This window comes from Candidatus Nitrosopumilus sp., from assembly GCF_965262695.1.
Classification (GTDB): domain Archaea; phylum Thermoproteota; class Nitrososphaeria; order Nitrososphaerales; family Nitrosopumilaceae; genus Nitrosopumilus.
In genome coordinates, this window is the sequence record NZ_OZ253550.1 from 840,801 (window position 1) to 862,808 (window position 22,008).

Here is a 22,008-nt window from a genome sequence, read left to right on the forward strand (position 1 = left end):
AAATGATTACTATCAAAATTGGTGGAAGCGTAGTAGATGATTTACATCCATCAACTATTGCAGATATCAAAAAAGTTGCAGGATCAGAAGGAGTAATTTTAGTTCATGGTGGAGGTAAAGAAGTTACCAAAGTTTGTGAACAACTTGGAAAAGAACCAAAGTTTGTAACATCTCCTAGTGGAATCAAAAGCAGATACACAGACAAAGAAACTGCAGAAATTTTTACAATGGTAATGTCAGGTAGAATTAACAAGACAATAGTTCAGATGCTTCAAAAAAATGGCATTAATGCAATCGGACTATCAGGTGTTGATGCCAAAGTTATAGAAGCAGACAGAAAAAAGAAACTCCTCATTGTAAATGAAAAGGGAAGAAAACAAGCAATTGATGGCGGATATACTGGAAAAATAAGAGAAGTGAACTCTACTTTTATCAAATCACTCCTAGACCAAGGCCTTACGCCTGTGATTTCACCTATTGCAATAAGTGAAGAATCTGAATTTCTCAATGTGGATGGCGATAGAGCAGCAGCATATGTTGCAGGAAAAGTTGGAAGTGACAAAGTATTGTTCATCACAAATGTTGATGGACTCTTAATGGATGACAAAGTGGTTCCAAAATTGACATTAGCAGAAGCAAAAGAAATTAGACCAAAAATTGGACCAGGGATGGAAAAGAAGATTTTAGCATCAACTGAAGCATTAGATATGGGAGTTAAAACAGCATTAATTGCAAATGGTCAAAAAGAAAATCCAATTTCGTCTGCTATTTCACATGATAATTGTACGGTGATTGAACATGAGTGAAGATCAATACATGGGTAATCTCTATCAAAGATTTCCAGTTACAGTTGAAAAAGGAAAAGGAGCTCATGTTTGGGATGTTGACGGTAAAGAATACATTGATTGTATGGGCGGATATGGAGTAGCACTAGTAGGACATCAAAATCAAAGAGTTAACAATGCAATAAAGGAACAAGTTGATAAAATCATTACAGTACATAGTTCACTTTACAATAAAACAAGAGAAGAGTTTTTGAAAACACTAATTGAGTTAGCTCCTGAAGGATTAACACAAGTTCATCTTAACAACAGTGGTGCAGAAGCAATTGAAGCTGCAATAAAGTTTGCAAGAAAATTTACAGGCAAAAAAGGAATGGTTGCAATGAAAGGTTCCTATCACGGCAAATCATTTGGAGCATTATCAATAACATTTAATCCAAAATACAAAAAAGCATTTGCACCACTTGTGGAAAAAGTTTCATTTGCATCTTATGGAGACATTGAATCACTACGTGAAGCAATTGATGACGATACAGCATTTGTAATTTTAGAACCAATTCAAGGAGAAAGTGGAATTATTGTTGCACCAGATGGTTTCTTGCAAGATGTAAGAAAGCTTTGTGATGAGAAAGGAATTCTGTTAATCTTTGACGAAATACAAGCAGGTTTAGGTAGAACAGGACGATTATGGGCTTGTGATCATTGGAACACAGCACCAGACATTTTATGTTTAGCAAAAGGAATTGCAGGCGGAGTTCCAATGGGTGCAACTCTTGTAAGACCAGATATTTTGGCTTCAATGAGTAAGGGGGAACACTCTTCAACTTTTGGCGGAAATCCAATATCATGTGCAGCAGGTATTGCAGCACTAAAATCCATTACAGAAGATGGACTAATTGAAAATTCTGAAAAAATGGGAAAAATTTTCAGAGAAGGTTTAGAGAAATTAAAAGAGAAACACACCATGATTAGAGAAATTCGTGGTAAAGGACTCATGATAGGTGTAGAAATGAAGTTCGAGGTTAGAGATATTTTGATGGGATTGATCAAAGAAGGTGTTCTTATGTTATATTCTGGAAGAAACATTCTAAGAATTCTACCTCCATTAGTAATAACAGAAGAAGATGTAACAAAAGTTTTACATGCTCTAGATACCATACTAACAGAAGAGGAGAAAAAGCGAAATGTACAAGGATAACGTAGATGAAAAGATTATCGGATATCTAAAAGAAGACTCAAGAGAATCATTTGTAGATATTGGAAAGAAACTAAAACTTTCCGAATCAGCAGTAAGAAGACGTGTTAAAAACCTTGTAGGAAATGGAACAATCAAAAAATTTACTTTGGAATTAGGGGAAGAAAATGCAACTAGTGCAATTGTTCTAGTCTCAGTTGATTCTGCAACAGATACATCAAAAGTTTCTCTAAAACTTGCAAAACTTGATGGCGTAAAGACAGTTTATGAAATTACAGGACAATACGACATTACAACAATTATGAGTGCATCAAGCATTGCAGAAATTAACAACAGTATTGATGCATTAAGAAAAATTCAAGGTGTGGTAGACACAAATACTGTAATTATTTTAAGAAAAGTCATCTAAAACGACTTTCGTTTCAAAATTTTAATTCAAAACTAGTTTAGGATCGTTTTTAGTTATTTCCAACGAAACTAGTACGAATATGTTTATATCATCAATTTATGTCAACGAATTCTGTAATGAAAGATCCGAATCACTATGCAAACATGTACAACGCATATGAAAAGAATCCAAAGAAGATTAGAGTATTAGACAGCACTCTAAGAGAAGGAGAACAACATCCAGGTGTTTCATTTACAAACAAACAAAGAATCCAAATTGCATGGATGTTAGATTATTTTGGTGTAGACCAAATTGAAATTTCACCAGTTGTATCAAATGATCATAAAGAGGCAACAAAGACAATCATCAAACAAGGACTAAAGGCAGACATTGTTTCTCATGGACGTGCTCTTAAACAAGACATTGATACATCATTGGATTGTGATGCAAAGTGGTGTGCAGCATATCTAGGAATTTCAGATATTCATCTTAAAGATAAACTTCGCATTACAAGAGAAGAAGCATTAGAGAGAGCTGTGGAAACTGTAGAGTATGCAAAGTCACATGGATTAAAAATTAGATTTACAGTAGAAGATGGAAGTAGAGCAGAGCCAGAATTCTTGCTCAAAGTTTGCAAAGCAATAGAAGAAGCAGGTGTTGATAGAATAAGCCTACCAGATACTGTTGGAATACTTCGTCCTATTGGAATGTATAATTTTGTCAAAAAGGTAAGAGATTCAATAGATGTTCCACTAGATGCACATGTTCACAATGATATTGGATTTGCAGTAGCTAATGCTTTTTCAGCATGTGATGCAGGAGTTGATCAAATTCATACTACTATTGACGGAATTGGAGAAAGAACAGGAATTCCTCCACTTGCAGAAGTTGCAGTTGCCTTAACATACTTGTACAAATCACCAAATGATTTCAGATTAGACATGTTACTAGATTTGTCTAGATTAATTGAAGATTATACAATAATCAAGCCCTATGATTCAAAACCAATAGTAGGCTCTTCAGCATACAAACACAAAGCAGGAACTCACCTTGCAGCAATACTAAGAAATCCTGCAGCATATGAGCCCATACCACCTAGAGCAGTAGGGAATAGAAGAAGAATCGTATTTGGAGAATTGGCAGGAAAGACAGGAGCTGCGTATTTGATGTCACTATTAGGATTAGAGAAAGACGATGAAAGTGCAAAAGCAGTAGCTGCTGGATTAAAGGGTCTTAGAATGGGAGATCTGATCGAGATTCCTCTAGAAGACAGACTTGAAAAGATAATTAACGATAAATAGAGAGGAGGTGGAGAAGAGAATATGTCAAAATGTGAAGAATGTGATGCAGATATTTCCATACCAAGTGATGCACTTGAAGGAGAAATTGTAACATGTCCGGAATGTGGCGCAAGTTTTGAATTAGCAAAAGGTTCAGACGGTTTCGATCTAAAGCCTGCCCAAACGGTTGGCGAGGATTGGGGACAGTGAGTCCTGACGTTACGATTCTTTACGATACCATCCGTTGGGAAGAAAAAGGTCTACTAGAAGCAGGTAAAAAAAAGAACATCAACATACAGATGGTAGATTGTAAGAAGATAGCATTAGATTTAGAAAAAAAGCCTGAGGATTACGGGGTTGTTATACAAAGATGTGTAAGTTATTACAGAAATTTACATTCAACTGCAGCTCTTGAAGGGTTGGGAGTCAAAGTAATCAATTGTCTTAACACAGGAATCTTTGCAGGAAACAAACTATTCACACACATGTTGTTAAAGAAAGCTGGAGTTCCAACACCAGATGCAACAGTATCTTTCTCAAAGGATGCAGCTCTTCAAGCATTAGACACACAAGGATATCCAAAAGTAATCAAACCAACAGTTGGAAGTTGGGGCAGATTAATCTCAAAATTAAACGATAAAGATTCTGCTGAAGGGATTATTGAAAGTAGAGAAAACATGTATCCAATTTACCAAGTTCACTATCTAGAAGAGTTTGTAAAAAGACCACCTAGAGATATCAGAGCAATTATGGTTGGAGACAAAATTGTTGCAGCTATTTACCGTAACTCTGAGCACTGGAAAACAAACATGGCACTTGGGGGAGTAGCAGAGCCATGCGAGGTAACACAAGAAATGGAAGAAATGTGTATTAAGGCAAAAAAAGCAGTTCAAGGAGATATTGTAGGTGTAGATTTGATGGAAAGTGAAGAGAAAGGATTAGTTGTTCATGAAGTAAACAATACAACAGAATACAAAAACACTGTTAGAGTATGTGAAGTAGATATTCCTTCACTGATGTTAGACTATGCATTAAAGATAGAGAAGTAAGAATTGGACACTCATTTTACAGTAACACCAAGATTTGCAACAAAGATGCTTGAGAAAGCATTACGATTGTACACACCATCTCTTAGTGAAAAACCAATGGCAGAATTCCTTGCAGACAAGTGTGATGATTTAGGATTTGAAGATATTCAAATTGACGAAGTAGGAAATGTAATTGCCAAAAAAGGTTCAGGTTCACCAAGGATCATGTTATGTGGACATATGGATGTGGTTCCAGGCAAAGTCAAGGTAAGAAAAGAAGGAGACTCTCTTTATGGTAGAGGTGCATCGGATGCAAAGGCACCATTAATGGCAATGTTATTTGCTGCAGCATCAATACAAAACAACAATGGAACAATAATCTTTGTTGGCGCAGTTGATGAAGAAGGAAATGCAACTGGAATCAAAAATCTAGTCAAAAAAGAGATGGATGTCGACTATGCAGTTTTTGGAGAACCAAGTGGAATCAAACAAGTTACAATTGCATACAAAGGACGTTTAGCAATAAATCTCAAAGTAACTGTAGAGGACAGTTCACATGCAAGTGCACCATGGCTTTCAAAAAATGCAATTTTAGAATCTATGATTTTTGCAAGGGAATTAAAAGATAAACTAGAAGAAAATCAAGAGGACAGAACAAAAGGAATGCTGTTGACTGCAACTATGACAGAAGTCAAAGGTGGAACAAGTCACAATGTCACTCCAAAAGAATGTGAGACAACCTTTGACATTAGAATTCCAGTTGACATGAACTGTAAATCTGTAGAACAAAAGATTGCAAATCTAGTCAAGGAGATTGCAGAAAAACGAGAGGTAGAAGCATTTTACTCAATTCTTGATGAAACAGAGCCATTTGAGGCAGCACATAACTCCCCACTAGTGCGTGCATTTACGCTTGGAGTTATGGATGTAGAGCATTCTAGACCTAAACTAATCAGAAAAACAGGTACTGGAGACATGAATGTGTTAGGAACTCAATGGAGTATTCCAGTTGTAACATATGGTCCAGGTGACCCTCATGAAGCTCACACAATTGATGAAAAAGTTTCAATCGAGGAATACCTTAGAGGAATAGAAATTCTCAAGAAGATGCTACAGCATTTAAAAAGACTTCATGATAGAAAGATGCAGTAATGCTCTGGTTTGTAGGTTTAGGAATTTCAGGATTCAAATCAATTCCTAATGAAGCAATTGATGTTTTAGCAAAAGCAGACATTGTATACCTTGAACAATTCACAAGCCCCATTGGTAAATCAGATCTAACCAAAATCAAAAATGCAACAAAAGGAGAATTCAAACCTGCAAAAAGATGGTTAGTAGAAGACGGAAACAAGATTTTAGAGAATGCAAAGAAAAAGAAAGTTGTATTGTTGTCATATGGAGATCCATACATAGCTACAACACATATCGAGTTACGAGAAAGAGCAATTAAAGAAAAAATAAAAACACATTCCATCCATGCGTCTTCTTCGTTGACTTCAATGATTGGAGAATGTGGTTTGCATTTTTACAAAGTTGGAAGAATTGCAACTATAATGAGTGAAATGAAATCACTTACAACACCATACTATGTAATTTACAAAAATGTCATAGAAGGAAATCATACAGTACTTCTTTTGGAATTTAATCAAGACAAAGATTTCTTTTTAGATCCCAAGGATGCGTTGAATGGATTATTAGAAACTGAGAAAGGTCAAAGAAGAAAAGTAATCAGTTCGTCAACCTTTGCCATAGTTGCATCAAGAATAGGATTCAAAGACCAAGAGATAGTTTCAGGTAAAATTTCCAGCCTAAAAAAGAGGGATTTTGGAAAACCACCACATACAGTGATAATTCCAGGAAGATTACATTTTACAGAATCAGATGCATTGAAGGTTTTAGGAGAATGTGTTGATGAACCATACGATAATGCAGAGAAAACAAGAAAGATTTCTGCTCAAATGATTGAAAAATACGTTCCAATGGTCAGAGAAGCACTAGAAGAGGTTGAACCCTACTATAAGGACCAAAAAGAGTTTCAAGTAATTTTAGAGAATGCAGAGTTGTATGTCAGAGATGCAGAGAAATTTTTGGAAGATGGTCAAGATGAGGTTGCTATACTAAGTATCGGTTATGCAGATGGACTAGTTGATGCATTAAGATTAGCCAAAGGCCTGGATCCCAAAATGTAATTTCAGCGATGAATTAAAGAGAGGGAGAAAAATAGGAAAAATGTTGGAATCAAGTAAAAGGATAATTCTTTCTGCAATTTACGTATCTCAAATTGAGGGTACTGACCCAATTGAAAAAATCAAAGAAAGAACATTGTTGTCAAATGATCAAATAAATTCAGAAATTGACGAGTTGGTGAAAAACCAATTTGTCAGTGAAGACAAAAAATCACTTACAGAATCAGGTCGAAATTCTTTGAAGGTTGTTTTAGCTGGAGGTGTTTTTGATATTATTCATCCAGGACACATCCACACTCTAAATGCTGCAAAGAAACTAGGCGATGTTCTTGCCGTAGTAGTTGCTACAGATAATACCGCAGTTAAAATGAAAAAAAGACAACCATTACACTCCCAAGAACAAAGACAGGAATTAGTTAACTCACTATACATGGTGGATCTTTGCCTAATTGGACAAGAAGATGATATTTTCAAGACCGTAAACAATGTGAGGCCACAAATAATTGCATTAGGATACGACCAAGTTCATCAAGAGAAATTCATTACAGAAGGATGTAAAAAAATCAATCTAGATGCAAAAGTTGCAAGACTACAATCCCCAATTCCAGACAGTTCTAGCTCAAAGATTCAAAAAGAATACGGTGAATCAATCCATGGGATTTGATTATCAAAATATTGTGTAGTTTATTCAGATTTAATCCTCTTTTTGTGGAATCTTTATCGTAAAAGTTGTAGGGTTATTTTTAACAGATATTTCACCATCATGTTGCTCCACAAGATTTTTTACGCTAGCAAGTCCCAACCCTGTTCCTTTTTGTTTTGATGTAATTAATGGATCAAATATTGCTTCTATTGGTTTTATAGTGATACCAGTACCTGAATCTCGTATTTGAATAACAATCTCAGAATCAGTTTTAGACAAAATAATGTCAATATTTCCTCCATCTTCAAGTGCTTGAATAGAATTAAAAATCAAATTAACTAAAATGACATTCATTTTATTTTTATCACCCATCATAAAAATTTCATCATCTTTGATGGTGATTTTTACATTGGAAGGAACTTGTAAAGTATCAATTACTTCAGTTACAAGTTTAGTAAGGTTGAATTTGGAGTAGACTATAGGTGTATCACGCAAATATTCTAAAACGTCATCTAGTTGATGCGTTATCCGATTAATAGAGGTGTCAATTCGACGAAAGTCATCTTCATCAATTTGTTTTTTAAGGTTCAATAATTCAAATTCACTTTTTATTATTGCCAGGGGATTTCTAATATCATGTGAAATTCTAGCAGATAGTTCACCAATAGCGCTGAATCTTTCTGCACGAATCAATCTATCTGTAAGATTTTTTTGTTCAGTTATGTCATTTCTAATTGAAACATATTCTGAAATTTGTCCATCCTTATCTAAGAATGGAATAATTGTAGTGTCATTCCAAAACAAAGTTCCATCTTTAGCAGTATTACAAATCTCACCATGCCAAATTTTTCCACTCGAAATCGTGGTCCATAAATCTTTATAGAATCCAGGGGGATGAATTTTTGATCTCAAAATATCTTGACGTTTTCCTATGAGTTCATTTTTTGAGTATTTTGAGGCTTTGCAAAATCTCTCGTTAACATAAGTTATTTTTCCATTTTTATCGATTATACTCACTGTAGACGATTCTTCCAGTGCTTTTCTAAGATTCTGTTGTATGGTAATTTGCTCTTTTACATCAGTTGTATCCTTTAGAGTTTGAATCATATTTTGGAAATTTCTTGTTAGTTGACCAATGTCGTCTCGTGAATTTTCTGCAGTATTGATATCAAAATTACCCTGAATAATTTGTTCAGTAGCAATTTGGAGTTTTTTAATGGGGGATGTAAAAGTGGATGCAAAATAAAGCGCCATGCTTACCATACCTATCAAAACTATACCAAAAATAGAAACCGTCAAGATTTGGAAAGATACAATTTTCTGAAATGCTTCATTTTTATCAACTTCAGCAACATAACTCCAACCAGTTTCTTTTACAGGAGAGACAGAACCAACAACAATCGCTCCCAAATAATTAGAATATCCACTTAAATTCAATTTAGTTTCATTACTTGATATTTTGAGAATTTCAGTTAATTGATTGGTATTTGGCTCAATAACTCGGTAATTTAGTTCAGGTCTTGTATTGATTAAATCAGAACTAACTGACTCATCAAAATATTTTGGTTTTGATAGGAAATATCCTTCAGAAGTTACCAAGTATGAGTTTGAGGTAACAAAGTCATCTGATTGAGATATTAAAATTGTCTTAAAGAGATTGATTCTGACAGTAAGTATTCCTTCTATACCCGCTTCACCTTCAATTGGAGATGAAATATACAAAGTTGGAATGTTTAATTCATAGTCACCAAATTCATTTGGCAATAGATATTCAGACAGAAGTACTTCACTAGTTTGCACATTTTCTTTTATAGATTGTTCAAAATGTTTTTGATTTTTTAGATCCGCAATAGGTGGGACTAAATCGGTATAAAATAAAATTTTTCCAGTTTTTGCATTACTAATTGTAAAACTTTGTACTTCTGGAAAAGAATCAGAAAGTATGTAAAATTGATTTTCTAATTCGTAATGATTTTTGAACATTTCAGATTTTTCAAGATTTTCATTTGATAATTCTTTAGTAGATGTTACAACGATTTCAGTTTGCGCTATTTGAGAAATATTATCTTTTAGTTCATATAGTTTCTCTGAAATATTTTTTGAACCGGTTTCTGAGACAAATGATAAGTTATTTTTTAAATTATTTGATTCAGTTTCTATTTTATCAATATAGTAAGATGTACTTAACACAACAAGAGGAGCCAAACTTACTAACAATAATAGAAAAAGTAATTTTTTAGAATAAGTTAATTCAAATTTCATTTTTAGCTCCTTGAGAAATTAAAACAGGATTTGCCCAATTTCCATCCCATCCAAAATAGAGATCTTCAAGAAATGAATTCCATTGATCTTCAGTTTTATAATCAGGAAAGGGTTCAGGAGGGATTGGTTTTTCAGAACTTGAAACTATTTTAAATTGGCCATCAGGTAGAATTTTCCCTATTCTTACAACCTTTGAAAGATGTTGAGTTTCAGGATCAATTCCTACAGCCCCTTTTGGAGAATTTATCGTCAGCCCTCTTAATGCATCACATACTTGAGGGGGTTCAGTGGTGCCTACAGACTCTACTGCTTTAGCATACAGATACACCCCAACATATCCAGCCACCATGGGGTCATCAACTACGCGTTCTGAACCATATTTTTTCTTAAAATTATCTACAAATTCTCTATTTTTTTCATTTGAAAGGCTTTGAAAATAATTCCAAGAAGCATAATCTCCCTGTAGATATTCTACACCAAAATTGTGTATCTCATTTTCTGCAATACTAAATGAAATAGTTGGAATTTCATTAGATTCAATTCCTTGTTGCCGTAGCTCTTTGAAAAAGGCAACATTACTATCACCATTAATGGTGTTTAGAATCACGTCAGGTTTTGACTCAGAAATTTTTTCTACAACATCATTAAAATATTGATCTCCTAATGGTCTGTATTCTTCTCCTACAACAGTACCGCCTAATTCATGAATTTTAGATTTAATAATTTCATTTGCACTTCTTGGAAAAACATAATCAGAACCAACTAAGAAAAATTTTGTTCCAAGATTAACAAATGCCCATTCTACTGCAGGTAAAACTTGTTGATTAGGAGAAGCTCCTGTATAGATTATGTTGGGAGATTTTTCTAATCCCTCGTATTGAACTGGATAAAATAATAGATGTTCATGTTCTTCAAAAATTGGTTTCATGGTTTTTCTGCTTGCAGATGTCCATCCTCCAAATACAACATCAACGTCTTCATTTACTATAAGATTTTCAGCTTCATATGCAAAGACATCCCAATCAGAACTGCCATCCTTTACAATAGGTATTATCTCTCTACCTAAGATTCCACCCTTTGCATTAATTTCATCAATTGCCATTAGTGTGGAATCAACAACTGACTTTTCACTAACAGCCATTGTTCCAGAAAGAGAATGAATAATACCTACTTTGATTGGATTTTCTTTATCCAATGGAACTACTACATAATCAGAAGTAAATTCAAAATGGTGATTTTGGTTAATGTCCATAGTTTGTAGATTAAAAATTCCAACGCCCAGAACAATTATGATTGAAATCCCAATTACAGAAAAAAGAAGAAGTTTATTCATTAATAAGATATGAGTGTATTAGATTCTTATTACTATTTTGTAGAATTCCAACCTTAATTCAAAATATGATAAAAATTTAATTTTTCAAAACTATTGTTTAGTTGTCAAAACATGACACTTTGCTTTATGATGAATCGTATTGATAATATCATCATATAGAGTAGATTCAGTCATAGACAGTTTCGGATAGTCTACAATGAGCAAATCAACTTTATTTTCAGTAACATAGTCAATTACCCAATGTGCTATTGAATCAGTCAATGCAAATTTAGTTTTAATTGGAACATTTTGTTTTGCTGCAGCTTTTTCCCATTTTGAGAGTTCGTTTTTTATTTGATCTTTTCTTTTTTGCAAAGCAATTTTGTCAGTTTTTGTTTCAAAGAAATGAAATGTAGGTGGTTTTTGATAAAAGCACTCAACGACAGAAAGAGAACAGTCTAATTTCTTTGCCAATTCTAATCCCAATTCAAAGGATTTTTTGTCGTGTGTTGGGGTAATTATTGCAACGGTAATTTGTTTAATCAAGCATTAATTCTAACAAATCTACTGTTAATAATTTTTTGTCAGGAAGAAATTGGAATCTTGATTGTTATTTTGGAGCCGTCTTTGAGTTTTGCGGTTTTTCGCAAGCATGTTTTAGAAATCAATTCAACAACAGAATTATCATGATGAGTACGTTCAAGCAAAATCATATCACAACTATTTGAATTGTTTAATTTTGCAGGAAAGCACTTGACCCAACCATAAGTTCTCTTTCCATCAGAAAAGCTCTTAATTTTGATTCCATCCAAAGTTTCAAATTGTTTGACTGCCTCTTGATGGATTTTTTGGTCCAATCTTACGTTTAGTGTTCCAGGAAATGGGACATATCCAATTTTTGATTTGAACTGTTTTGTGTATCCCTTTAATCCCATGTAATATGCTCCTTCTCCCATTCCAGATACCAAAGTTCCTTTTAGTTCAACATGAGAGGGAAAAGAGTTTAGACTTTTTTGTAGAGTTGTAGATAATTTTACCATTTCAGAGAAACCCTTTGGAGTAATCTTTACAGAAACATTTCGTCCGCTCATTATTCTGTCAATGAATTGATTTTGTTCTAGTTCAAGCAGATGTTTTGATGCGGCTTGCTGAGATTTTTTGATATTTTTTCCCAACGAAGAGGTTGTTATTGAAACATAGTTGTGTTTGGCGCCTTTAGAAAGAAGATAAGATAAAGTTAGGATGTGCTGAATTTTTAGTTCAGGCATCTAAGATCCTATGCTACGCCCAAGTCACCGAATGTTTTGAGAGTCATTCCATCAGAGTTTGACAATTTTGCTACTCTGTGTCCAACTACACATTCAATTCCTGCGTTTTTGGCACCCTCTAAAAGTCTCTGAGTGATGATTCCATCTAATAGAAGATATTTGATTCCAGATTGTGTTGAGAGTTTACTTACAACTTCACTGATTGGAACTTTAAAGATTTCATTATTGTCACCATCTAATGCAACTGCTTCAAGAGTTTCATTTAGAGTTGGGAAAACTTTTGTAGCCATTTCTGCAAGAGGTTTATCATCTTCGTTTTGGAGTGCTGGTGCTGCTGGTTTTCCACCTTTGATTTCTTCAGCAATAGGACTGAGTATTTCATCAATTCTTTGCGGAGTTAATTCTTCAACTTCAACATCATTATCTGCTCTTAGTTCATAGTCAATTGGAACAACGGATTTTAGTTCTTTGAGAATAAATCCACCTGCTCTATCACCATCTAAGAATGCTACAACAGTATCTTTAGAATTACATAACTCTTTGATGGACTCATCAATTTTTGCACCTTCAATTGCAAGGGCATTATCATATCCAGCTCTTAGAAGATTGATTACATCTGCTCTTCCTTCAACTAGAATTACCCAGTTAGAATCAGCTAGACCAGAACTGCATGTGAGTTTGGATGGTCCATATGTGGATAATTTTTTAGAATCACCTTGATGTACGTCATTTAGCATACTTTCTCCTTCACTAACAGTTTTAGTTGCCCATTTTTGCTTGATTTCTTTTGCACGTTTTACAATGTCATCTTTCTTTGCAGCACGTACATCATCAATTGCTTCTAATGTAAATTTACAATCAAATGGACCAACTTTGTCAATGCTTTCAATTCCTGCTGCAATCAATGCGCAAGTATCAATATCAGTACTCATTGGAATTAATGCATCACCAGCAGTTGTATTTGCAGTAGTTCTAGCACTTACTTCAATGCGACCTACTTTTGAAACTCGTTGCAGTTCATTCAGATTCATCTCAGGGCCTAACAGTCCTTCTGTTTGGCCGAAGATGGCTCCGATTATATCTGCCCTTTCAACGAGCCCATCAACTTCATAGGAAAGTTTAACATGATATTTGACAATTCCTGATTGAGGCATAAATTATTCATCTCCTTAATTATCATGTTTTGAGTCTCTGTATTCGATATATGAGGGTATCGCAAAAAATTGCACTAAAAAACAAGAATTTTTCAAAAAATCTGCCTGCAATGCAAATATTGGATAATGAAAAATGAAAAATGATGGTGTGTTTATTCAGTACTAAATGAATGACCGCATGAACAGGATTTTGTAACATTTGGATTGTTAATCTTAAATCCAGAACCCATTAGGCTTTCAATATAGTCAACGTTTGCACCTTGTAGATGGTCAACGCTGTAACTGTCAACTAGAAGTTTTACACCATTTTCTTCCATGACGATATCATCTTCTTCTGGTGCTTTTTCAAAGCCCATTCCGTAAGACAAACCAGAACAGCCTCCACCCTGAACATATACCCTAAGGTATTCAGGAGCTTCTGCTTCTTCTTTCATGAATTCTTGGATTTTCTCAGCTGCTTTTGCAGTAACTGTGATCATCTTTTGTGTTTGTTCAGTTGCCATAATGAACAAAAAAGTCGGTTCAAAATATAATAAGCTTTTCCAACCCAACACACTAGTAATTCAAGAAATTAGTCGTTTTTTATCGAGTTTTAAAGGCTAGCAAAATGTTTGACTAGATCACTTGAGGTGATTATGCCAACAATTCTATCATCCACAATTACAGGTAATTTTCGAACATTTCTTGTAGACATCAAATCTGAAGCAGTCCAAAGATCAGAGTCAGGATCAATGGAAATAAGGGGAGCAGACATTATTCTCCTAATAGGAGTATCAATGGGATATGAATGAGCAGTGATTTTTATTGCAAAATCTCTATCAGTTACAATTCCAACAGGGGAACCATTTTCTAAAACAGCAATTGCTCCAACACCAGTATCTTCCATCATTTTTGCAGCATCAGTTGCAGTAACAGAAGAATCTACAGAAATTACAGAATTGCTCATAACTTCTTTGACAGGGGTTTTTTGTTGGACCGTGTCAGAACTCATGTAAAAGATTGTGTCAAGTGATATTTCAAAGGATTTACTGAATTTCAATCATGATAATCATGTTCATTAAAATCAGAACCCAATTGAACAGTAAGAATTACTGTAGAATCAGTTGTTTGGAATTTTAATTCTTTATCAGGTAAGAAACTACGAAAGACTTGTGTCAGTAACTGTTCTGTAAAAACAGACCATTTCAATCCCAATTCATGTTGAATCAAAAAGATATGCATGTCACCTTCAATTCTATGATCAGAGTTCATTCCAGATGCTCTCATGTAATCTTCTAAGGTTTCAACACATCGTTTCAAATCATAACCTCCTTTGATAAACAAAACAGTGTCTTTAATCATTGGAAAAATCAATGTAATGATTTCATCAATGTCTTTTCCATCGAGTTCGCTACCCAAAGATTCCAATATTCCTTTTGGAACAGGAATCATCCCTATCTTATTTGCAAATCTATCCCATTGAACATATTTTTCTAGTATCTGTTTTACAAGGACATTTTGAGATATGCTTTTCATTGTAGCTTCAGTTTCTAGTTCATTGACTAGTTTTTCGGGTAGACGGTAAGTAATGCTACGTGTTGATTCTTTTTTTTGGTTGTGGACCTGTCTGTTTGAACCCAATTTTTCTTTCAACATATTACAGGTCCTCGATTATAAAATGATAGTTAACTCGTACTAGACGAGTTAGGAACGACTTCAATGGTGGTTTCTTCCAAATTACATTTGAGAGATATTGATTTTACCTTACTCTTATAGAGAAAGTATTTCTTACCATCTTCGTTTATTGAACCGGAGATTGCAAGTAATTTTGCATCATATAGGGTTTGTAATCTTCGGTATACTGTACTAATAGGGATTTTTTTATCACTAGATAGTTCCATTGCAGATTTTGGTTTTTCTAGTGTATCATGGAGGATCTGTTTGCAATATTTGTCGGCTAGGACTTCTAAAATTATTTGCTTTCTTTCATCATCCATTATTTTTCTTGTTTGTACTAATTCTTGCATGATTATCATACGTGATTCTCAGATTTAATAATCAAGTACGCATTGCATTGCAGTGCACTCAAATCTTATAAATCCCAGAATTTGCAATAATGTGTATGAAACGTAGTTCTAAAACAATGACAATATTGATTTTAGTTTTTGCAGTTTCAATAGTTTCTCTTTCAGTTAATGTAGCAAGTGCACAAGCAGTACCAGAGTGGGTAAAAAATACAGCATTATGGTATGGTGAAGGAATTGTCTCTGAAGGAGAGTTTCTCAACATGATAAAATTCTTGATTGAAAATGAAGTGATTGTAATAGATAACATAAAGGAGCCAACACCACAAGTAGTTGATGCACAAGTTGTCATTCCAAATGGAAACTTTGATGTTACAGGTGCAGGATTTTACTCACCATTGAATCTAGAGGTTCCAATAGGAACTACAGTAACATGGGTAAATGATGATTCAGTGCCTCACAACATCCAAAGCATAGATGTAAGTGGAAAGGTCATACAATTGTTTAACAGTCCACCACTAAACACAGGAGATAGATTTGAACATACATTTGAAGAAGAAGGTGTTTACAAATACTACTGCTCATTCCATCCTTGGAGAGTAGGATTAGTTACAGTGTCATAGAGTCAACATAACTCAGAAAATAATAAAATAAGAAGGAAATAGGAAATAGCTATTTCTTTGACTTGTTAACAAATGCAGTCATTCTCTCTTGTCGGTCTGGATGTGTAAAGCAATTTCTCCAAGCAAGGATTTCTAATCCAAGACCAGTGTCAAGGTCTGCATTTCTTCCCTTGTTGATTGCAACTTTAGACATCTGTACACCCATTGTAGAGTTTCCAGCAATTTGTTGTGCCATTTTCAAAGCTTCTTCTTGTAATGATGCAAGAGGAACGACATGGTTTACAAGACCAATCTCTTTTGCCTCATCAGCTTTGATCATTTTACCTGTGTAAACAAGTTCTTTTGCCTTTGCTATTCCCACGATTCTCATCAATCTTTGTGTTCCACCCCATCCAGGAGGGACGCCAATTGTTACTTCTGGTTGACCTAGTCTAGCAGTATCAGCTGCTATTCTAATGTCACAAGACATTGCAAGTTCACAACCTCCACCTAATGCAAAACCATTTACGGCTGCAATTGTTGGTTGTTTAACTAATTCAACTGTTGCAGTAACGAGTTGACCAGTCTTTGCATATTCTACTGATTCATCTGCAGAGATTTTTGACATGTATTCAATGTCTGCGCCAGCAGAAAATGCTTTTTCACCTTCACCAGTCAAAATGATAACTTTTACATCATCATTATGATTTAGTTCTTCAAAAGTTTTGATTAGTTCTTTTGCAACATCAGTGTTCATAGCATTGAGTTTGTCAGGTCTGTTGATTTTGACAGTACAAATGCCATCAGAAGTAGATGTGGTAACTAGTGACATGAAAATTTGTCAAGCCATGCGAGACTTAAATGTTATCTATTTTTTAGAAATTTTTCCCCATTGATGGAGTGCAGATGCTGCTGCAACCCAAGTTCTGAGGTCTTGGTATACTGGAACATTGTGTTTCTCAATTAATTTTATCATTTTTTCAGTATATGGACCACCGTTACCTCCACACAAAAGTGGCTTCTTTCTTTTCTTTTGGAATGCAGCTAAATGATCAACTATTGTTTCTTCTAGTGGATCATCTTGGAATACAAACCAAGGCATTGCAATATCGATGTTTTTTTCATCCATAAATTGTTGAATAACAAATCTGTAATCTTCTGCAGTAGCACCACCACCAACATCAGCAGGATTACCATTGTGAATAGGTACTGCTGGAGGGAAATGTGCTTTCATTTTTTTAACGTTTTGTGGAGATAATTTTCCAATAGTTAGACCGAACTTTTCTAATTGATCAATTCCACCAATCATTGGACCAGCACCATTACTTGTCATTGCAACTTTGTTGCCCTTGGCAGCCGGTTGCCATGCTAGTGCCTTTAGAACTCCGGCTAATTCCTGATAACTGTCAACTGAAATAATTCCTGCTTGCTTGAATGCACCCATAATGATTGCATTTGAGCCACCAAGTGAGCCTGTGTGAGATGCTGCTTGTTTTGCACCTGCTGCGGTTCTTCCACTCTTCCAGATAACAATTGGTTTCTTTTTTTCTTTCATTACACGTTTTGCGACATTGATGAATTTTCTACCATCACCAAATCCTTCAACGTATAATCCAATTACTTTAGTTTGAGGATCATTTGCAGCATACCAAATCATATCTGCTTCATCAACATCAGAACGGTTACCAAAGCTGATCATCTTAGATAGACCAAATACATCAGCACTTTCTAACATGCTAATTCCCATTGTACCACTTTGTGAGAAGAATGCAACAGGACCTAGTTGTGAGCGAAGCATTCTTTCTTGTCCTTGGAATGCACAATCAAGACGATTTGCTGCATTGAACATTCCGATACAATTAGGACCAATAATTCTAATTTTATGTTTTTTAGATAATCTTGCTACTTCAGCTTCATATGCTGCTCTTTCACCACCGAGTTCTTTTCCACCACCAGATACAATTACAACGCTGTGAACTCCTTTCTTTGCACAGTCCTCCAATACTGGAGGAGTCATGGATAAATCAACTGAAACAACAACCAGATCAACTTTTCCGGGAATATCAGCTACTGAAGGATAGCATTTTTGTCCAAAGATTTTATCTGCCTTTGGATTAATTGGGTAAACTTTACCTTTGAAATCATAATTTACCAAACTATCTAAAATAGAGTTACCAATCTTTCCTGCACTAGCAGAAGCGCCAACTAATGCAACAGATTTTGGAGTAAAGAATGTCTCCATGTCTGTAATGTTTGGTTTTTCCTTTGAGATAGAATTCTTTTTCTTTTCTTTGTTTAGAATGATTTTTGCATCAACAACAAAGTGAGATTTTGGATATACGATTACTGGGTTAAAGTCAATACTGTTAATGTAATCTGCATTTTCTACGCCTAGTTTTCCGATATCTACCAACATTTTTGCAACCATGTTAGTATCAATTGGTTCACTTCCTCTGAAACCTTTGAGAAGTTTTGAGCCCTTTAGTTCGTTTAACATTGATTTTGCATCAGAAGTTGTAATTGGTAGCATTCTGAATGCAACATCTTTCATAACTTCTGTCATGATACCACCCATTCCAACCATAATGATTGGACCAAACTGGGAATCGTTTTGAATACCTACAATTAGTTCAACACCTTTTGGAACCATTTTTTCTAAAAGAATTCCTTTGACATTGACTCCTTTCTTTTTTGATAGTCTTCCATACATGTCAGTGAATGTTTTTTTGACATCATTGATATTGTCTAATCCAACTTTAACTCCACCAACATCAGTCTTGTGTAAGATTTGCGGAGATACTACTTTCATTACAAGTGGGAATCCAATCTTCTTTGCTTGTTTTGCTGCTTCTTCAGCAGAAGTTACTAATGCATAAGGTGGTACTTTAACGCCATAAGTCTTGAGAATAGATTTTGATGATTCTTCAGTGATGACTTTGTGATCAGTTTCAATAATTTCATCAAAAATTTTCTTAACTGCAGCCATCTTTCGATCGATGAAATCAAAACTCAGTATATTAAACTTTGGTCAAAGTTGAAATTCCGATTTGAAATTATTGTAAAAATTCTTCATATTCGATTTTACAATTGAAATATTTTCATCAATATCAGAACGGATTTTTTTTGGATCGATGTAAGGGATTTTTTGTAGTTTTTCTTCTGTATTATCAAGCCAAAGATTTACCATCTCTTCATTTACTTCCAAATGGAATTGCAATCCAACTGCACTTTTGTATCGAAATGCTTGGTTTTGATAGTGCTCAGATGAGGCTAGTTTGATAGCACCTTCAGGTAAATCAAAGGTATCACCATGCCAATGAAATACAGTAAAGGGGTTTTGGAATCCTGAAAAAAATCCAGAATCATTTGAGATTTTCAGGTCATTATAGAATCCAATCTCTTTTTTTGGTCCAGAGTATACAGCACCACCAAATGTTTTTGCAATTAGTTGAGAACCCAAACATATTCCCAAAACAGGAGTATTTTTCTCAACAAAATTTTTGATTAGTTGTTGTTCTTCTTTAAGATAAGGTAAATCATCATTTGCACTTTCAGGAGCACCCAAAATTACAACAAGGGAAAAATCTTTGTTTGGAAGTTTTTCATGTTTTGCATTAACTGATGTAATGTTAAATCCATCATTTTTTAGAAGTTCACCAAGATATCCAGAGCCTTCAATTCTTGTGTTTTGAACAAGTAATACATCAGACATGTTTTCTATATGCAAAAGTGCTTAATATGTTAAAATGAATTTAGAAATGTGCTTGTTACAGAACAAGAGATTTCAGAATTACAAAATTTTGTTTTTCAATTAAATTCTGTAAAAGATGGAATTGTAGTAGTTGAGGGGAAGAGGGATTTTAATGCATTAAGAAAATTAGGTTATCAAGGAAAAATTTTAGAGTTTCACAAATTTGGCGGAATAATTAATTTTGCAGACTCAGCTGCAAAATACAAAAAAATTATTCTTCTATTTGATAGAGACAAAAAAGGAAGATACCTTACAGGAAAAACAATTCAACTATTACAAAGAAGAACAAAGATAGATCTTTCATACAAAAGAAAATTGCGACAAATTACAAAGGGAAAGATAATGTTTATTGAACAACTAGTTTGTTACGAATCTTATTTTGCCTAAGGCCAGATGCCTTTTGTGTTAAAGGCCTCAAGTACTCTTTCCACAGCCAAAACCATGGTTGCCTTTCTCATATCGATTTTGTGTTTCTTGGATAATGCATAAGCATCTTTGAATCCTTTAGTGATATTTTTCTCCATCTTGTTTGCAACCTCGTCAAATGTCCAATAGTAACCCATGTTGTTTTGCACCCACTCCAGGTATGAGATACATACACCACCAGAGTTTGCCAAGATGTCAGGAATGACTAAAATCTTCTTTTGCTGAATTACTGGGTCTGCTTCAGGCAATGTTGGGCCGTTTGCAGCTTCGGCAATAATTTTACATTTTAGATTTTTAGCAATTTTAGCAGTAATTTGATTTTCAAGTGCACCAGGAACTAGAATATCACATTTTGTTGTAAGTAATTCTTCAGTAGAAATTTTTTTGCTGCCAGGAAATCCAACAACACTTCCTTTCTTTTGTTTGTGTTCTAGGATTTTACTGATTTTGGCACCTTTTGGAATTGAGATGGAACCTTTAGAGTCACTAACTGCAATAACTTTTGAACCCATCTTCTCAAGATATTCACCTGCAAATGTTGATGCATTGCCAAATCCTTGTAATACAACTTTTGCACCTTTAAGATTAATTTTCAAAGCCTTTGCAGCTTCTCTAACTGTGTATGCTGCTCCCAAACCAGTTGCAACATTTCTTGCAAGAGAACCACCCATTGAGATTGGTTTTCCAGTAATAACACCTGGAGAGTATTTGTTTCCGTTTAGTTTGCTAAATGTATCCATAATCTGAGTCATCTCTTTTCCTGTTGTGTAAACATCAGGAGCTGGAATGTCTTTTTCTGGACCAATAATTTCAGAAATCTTGTATGCAAATCCTCTAGTTAGTCTTTCAAGTTCACCTTCACTGAGTTTTTCAGTTTTTGGATTAACATAGATTGCACCTTTACCACCACCTAGTGGAACATCAACAATTGCACATTTCCAAGTCATCCATGATGATAGTGCCATGACTTCCCGTTCCATGTATTCAACTCCACCTTCTGGATTGAAGTATCGGATGCCGCCTTTGTAAGGACCTCTATCATTATTGTGTTGACTTCTAAAACCCATGAAAACTCTAATTTTTCCATTGTCCATTTTGACTGGAATCTTTACTCTCAAAACTTTATTTGGAGTTGCTAAATAATTTCGTAATTCTTTATCTTTGATGCCAAGAATATCACATGCATCGTTAACCTGTTTTGTTGCATTTGCAAATGGGTCAGATTTTACCAAGACGATCGATCTAGGAATATTCCAATTATATAAGTTTGGTTAAAAATTTCTGATCGCGTTTCATAACATGTGAATCAAAGATAGACTTTCTTGTGATTTATCTTTCTATCTAGCTTATCTATTGCCTCATCAAGAGCAGAAATATTCATTTCAAGAAAATTCGATAGATGGAAGATTGCACCATATTTTTCACCAATTTTTGACACCATATTGTTTTTCTCTAGTACTTTCATGTGATGCTGTATGGCTTTGTAATCAAGTTCAAGTTCTTGAGAGAGTTGATGAGTGTTGTAAGGTCTGTCAAGAAGACTCATGATGATTCGGAGTCTAGTAAATCCACCCCGAGTACTTGTAAACAAGTAAAATAGTAATTTTCTAGTTTGTTTATCGGGTTTCCTTTGTTCTGAAACTTTTCTAGATCTAAGAATTTCTTTGAATTCTAGTAATTGATTTGCCATATTTCTTAAAATAAAATATGCTCGTTTTGCTTAAAACC

At 34.5% G+C, this 22,008-nt stretch carries 25 protein-coding genes; 11 read left to right on the top strand and 14 right to left on the bottom strand.

All coding sequences use genetic code 11. The features are described 5' to 3' along the window. Window positions 1–2: 2 nt before the first annotated feature. From ACQY2P_RS05145 to ACQY2P_RS05185, 9 genes are all read left to right on the top strand, one after another. On the top strand, window positions 3–806 hold the full coding sequence (locus tag ACQY2P_RS05145) for a [LysW]-aminoadipate/[LysW]-glutamate kinase (protein ID WP_428325618.1): 804 nt from the start codon (window positions 3–5) through the stop codon (window positions 804–806). Next, complete coding sequence (locus tag ACQY2P_RS05150) at window positions 799–1,980, top strand: aspartate aminotransferase family protein (protein ID WP_428325619.1); 1,182 nt, start codon at window positions 799–801, stop codon at window positions 1,978–1,980. Before ACQY2P_RS05145 ends, ACQY2P_RS05150 begins: the two co-directional genes overlap by 8 nt. Continuing rightward, window positions 1,967–2,386 (top strand): HTH-type transcriptional regulator LysM, encoded by a 420-nt coding sequence (lysM, locus tag ACQY2P_RS05155; protein ID WP_428325620.1) that lies wholly within the window; start codon window positions 1,967–1,969, stop codon window positions 2,384–2,386. The genes ACQY2P_RS05150 and lysM overlap by 14 nt, the downstream gene beginning before the upstream one ends. Before the next feature lie 116 nt (window positions 2,387–2,502). Continuing rightward, complete coding sequence (locus ACQY2P_RS05160; protein ID WP_428325621.1) at window positions 2,503–3,666, top strand: LeuA family protein; 1,164 nt, start codon at window positions 2,503–2,505, stop codon at window positions 3,664–3,666. A 21-nt stretch (window positions 3,667–3,687) separates the two neighbouring features. Beyond that, complete coding sequence (gene lysW/argW, locus ACQY2P_RS05165) at window positions 3,688–3,855, top strand: alpha-aminoadipate/glutamate carrier protein LysW (protein ID WP_012215677.1); 168 nt, start codon at window positions 3,688–3,690, stop codon at window positions 3,853–3,855. Further along, window positions 3,852–4,694: a lysine biosynthesis protein LysX gene (gene lysX / locus ACQY2P_RS05170; protein WP_428325622.1), complete on the top strand. Its 843-nt coding sequence runs from the start codon at window positions 3,852–3,854 to the stop codon at window positions 4,692–4,694. Before lysW/argW ends, lysX begins: the two co-directional genes overlap by 4 nt. Window positions 4,695–4,697: 3 nt before the next feature. After that, window positions 4,698–5,825: a M20/M25/M40 family metallo-hydrolase gene (locus ACQY2P_RS05175; protein WP_428325623.1), complete on the top strand. Its 1,128-nt coding sequence runs from the start codon at window positions 4,698–4,700 to the stop codon at window positions 5,823–5,825. Continuing rightward, window positions 5,825–6,862 carry a diphthine synthase gene (gene dph5, locus ACQY2P_RS05180; protein WP_428325624.1) on the top strand — a complete coding sequence of 346 codons (1,038 nt, stop codon included), beginning with the start codon at window positions 5,825–5,827 and terminating at the stop codon, window positions 6,860–6,862. Before ACQY2P_RS05175 ends, dph5 begins: the two co-directional genes overlap by 1 nt. A 40-nt stretch (window positions 6,863–6,902) precedes the next feature. Then, the gene (locus ACQY2P_RS05185) at window positions 6,903–7,523 is read left to right on the top strand and encodes an adenylyltransferase/cytidyltransferase family protein (protein WP_428325625.1); all 621 of its coding nucleotides are present in this window, start codon (window positions 6,903–6,905) and stop codon (window positions 7,521–7,523) included. Window positions 7,524–7,553: 30 nt separating this feature from the next. Here the strand turns inward: ACQY2P_RS05185 and ACQY2P_RS05190 are convergent, their stop codons facing one another. The 9 genes from ACQY2P_RS05190 to ACQY2P_RS05230 all read right to left on the bottom strand — a co-directional run bounded on the left by ACQY2P_RS05190 (window position 7,554) and on the right by ACQY2P_RS05230 (window position 15,504). Further along, window positions 7,554–9,764 (bottom strand): ATP-binding protein, encoded by a 2,211-nt coding sequence (locus ACQY2P_RS05190; RefSeq protein WP_428325626.1) that lies wholly within the window; start codon window positions 9,762–9,764, stop codon window positions 7,554–7,556. Beyond that, on the bottom strand, window positions 9,754–11,097 hold the full coding sequence (gene urtA / locus ACQY2P_RS05195) for an urea ABC transporter substrate-binding protein (protein ID WP_428325627.1): 1,344 nt from the start codon (window positions 11,095–11,097) through the stop codon (window positions 9,754–9,756). Before urtA ends, ACQY2P_RS05190 begins: the two co-directional genes overlap by 11 nt. 90 nt (window positions 11,098–11,187) lie before the next feature. Next, the gene (locus ACQY2P_RS05200; protein ID WP_428325628.1) at window positions 11,188–11,622 is read right to left on the bottom strand and encodes a universal stress protein; all 435 of its coding nucleotides are present in this window, start codon (window positions 11,620–11,622) and stop codon (window positions 11,188–11,190) included. A gap of 38 nt (window positions 11,623–11,660) precedes the next feature. After that, window positions 11,661–12,344, bottom strand: coding sequence for a DUF120 domain-containing protein (locus ACQY2P_RS05205; protein WP_428325629.1), 684 nt, complete (start codon window positions 12,342–12,344; stop codon window positions 11,661–11,663). A gap of 8 nt (window positions 12,345–12,352) precedes the next feature. Further along, entirely contained in the window at window positions 12,353–13,498 is a 1,146-nt protein-coding gene (gene dnaG / locus ACQY2P_RS05210; RefSeq protein WP_428325630.1) for a DNA primase DnaG, read from the bottom strand. 152 nt (window positions 13,499–13,650) lie between these two features. Next, window positions 13,651–14,001, bottom strand: coding sequence for an iron-sulfur cluster insertion protein ErpA (erpA, locus tag ACQY2P_RS05215; RefSeq protein WP_428325631.1), 351 nt, complete (start codon window positions 13,999–14,001; stop codon window positions 13,651–13,653). 89 nt (window positions 14,002–14,090) lie between these two features. Continuing rightward, window positions 14,091–14,489: a CBS domain-containing protein gene (locus tag ACQY2P_RS05220; protein WP_428325632.1), complete on the bottom strand. Its 399-nt coding sequence runs from the start codon at window positions 14,487–14,489 to the stop codon at window positions 14,091–14,093. 44 nt (window positions 14,490–14,533) lie between these two features. After that, window positions 14,534–15,133 (bottom strand): hypothetical protein, encoded by a 600-nt coding sequence (locus ACQY2P_RS05225; RefSeq protein ID WP_428325633.1) that lies wholly within the window; start codon window positions 15,131–15,133, stop codon window positions 14,534–14,536. Window positions 15,134–15,162: 29 nt separating this feature from the next. Then, entirely contained in the window at window positions 15,163–15,504 is a 342-nt protein-coding gene (locus tag ACQY2P_RS05230) for an ArsR family transcriptional regulator (protein WP_428325634.1), read from the bottom strand. 95 nt (window positions 15,505–15,599) lie between these two features. Here ACQY2P_RS05230 and ACQY2P_RS05235 point away from each other — a divergent pair, with 95 nt between their 5' ends. Then, the gene (locus ACQY2P_RS05235) at window positions 15,600–16,124 is read left to right on the top strand and encodes a cupredoxin domain-containing protein (protein WP_428325635.1); all 525 of its coding nucleotides are present in this window, start codon (window positions 15,600–15,602) and stop codon (window positions 16,122–16,124) included. A gap of 49 nt (window positions 16,125–16,173) precedes the next feature. Here ACQY2P_RS05235 and ACQY2P_RS05240 read toward each other — a convergent pair whose 3' ends face one another. Genes ACQY2P_RS05240 through ACQY2P_RS05250 form a run of 3 tightly spaced genes read right to left on the bottom strand, consistent with a single transcriptional unit; the run spans window position 16,174 to window position 19,815 of the window. Next, window positions 16,174–16,935: an enoyl-CoA hydratase/isomerase family protein gene (locus ACQY2P_RS05240; RefSeq protein ID WP_428323763.1), complete on the bottom strand. Its 762-nt coding sequence runs from the start codon at window positions 16,933–16,935 to the stop codon at window positions 16,174–16,176. Between the two features lie 36 nt (window positions 16,936–16,971). Continuing rightward, complete coding sequence (locus ACQY2P_RS05245) at window positions 16,972–19,089, bottom strand: 3-hydroxypropionate--CoA ligase (RefSeq protein ID WP_428325636.1); 2,118 nt, start codon at window positions 19,087–19,089, stop codon at window positions 16,972–16,974. Window positions 19,090–19,131: 42 nt separating this feature from the next. Then, the gene (locus tag ACQY2P_RS05250; protein WP_428325637.1) at window positions 19,132–19,815 is read right to left on the bottom strand and encodes a type 1 glutamine amidotransferase; all 684 of its coding nucleotides are present in this window, start codon (window positions 19,813–19,815) and stop codon (window positions 19,132–19,134) included. 48 nt (window positions 19,816–19,863) lie between these two features. On the opposite strand from ACQY2P_RS05250, the gene ACQY2P_RS05255 reads away from it, so the two are divergent. Further along, window positions 19,864–20,241, top strand: coding sequence for a toprim domain-containing protein (locus ACQY2P_RS05255; protein WP_428325638.1), 378 nt, complete (start codon window positions 19,864–19,866; stop codon window positions 20,239–20,241). Here ACQY2P_RS05255 and ACQY2P_RS05260 read toward each other — a convergent pair. Both ACQY2P_RS05260 and ACQY2P_RS05265 read right to left on the bottom strand, forming a co-directional pair. Further along, a complete protein-coding gene (locus tag ACQY2P_RS05260; RefSeq protein ID WP_428325639.1) occupies window positions 20,238–21,512 on the bottom strand; it encodes a Glu/Leu/Phe/Val family dehydrogenase in 1,275 nt (424 codons plus the stop codon). The two genes, ACQY2P_RS05255 and ACQY2P_RS05260, sit on opposite strands and share 4 nt — an antisense overlap. A 74-nt stretch (window positions 21,513–21,586) precedes the next feature. Beyond that, on the bottom strand, window positions 21,587–21,970 hold the full coding sequence (locus ACQY2P_RS05265) for an ArsR/SmtB family transcription factor (RefSeq protein ID WP_428325640.1): 384 nt from the start codon (window positions 21,968–21,970) through the stop codon (window positions 21,587–21,589). Window positions 21,971–22,008 lie beyond the last annotated feature (38 nt).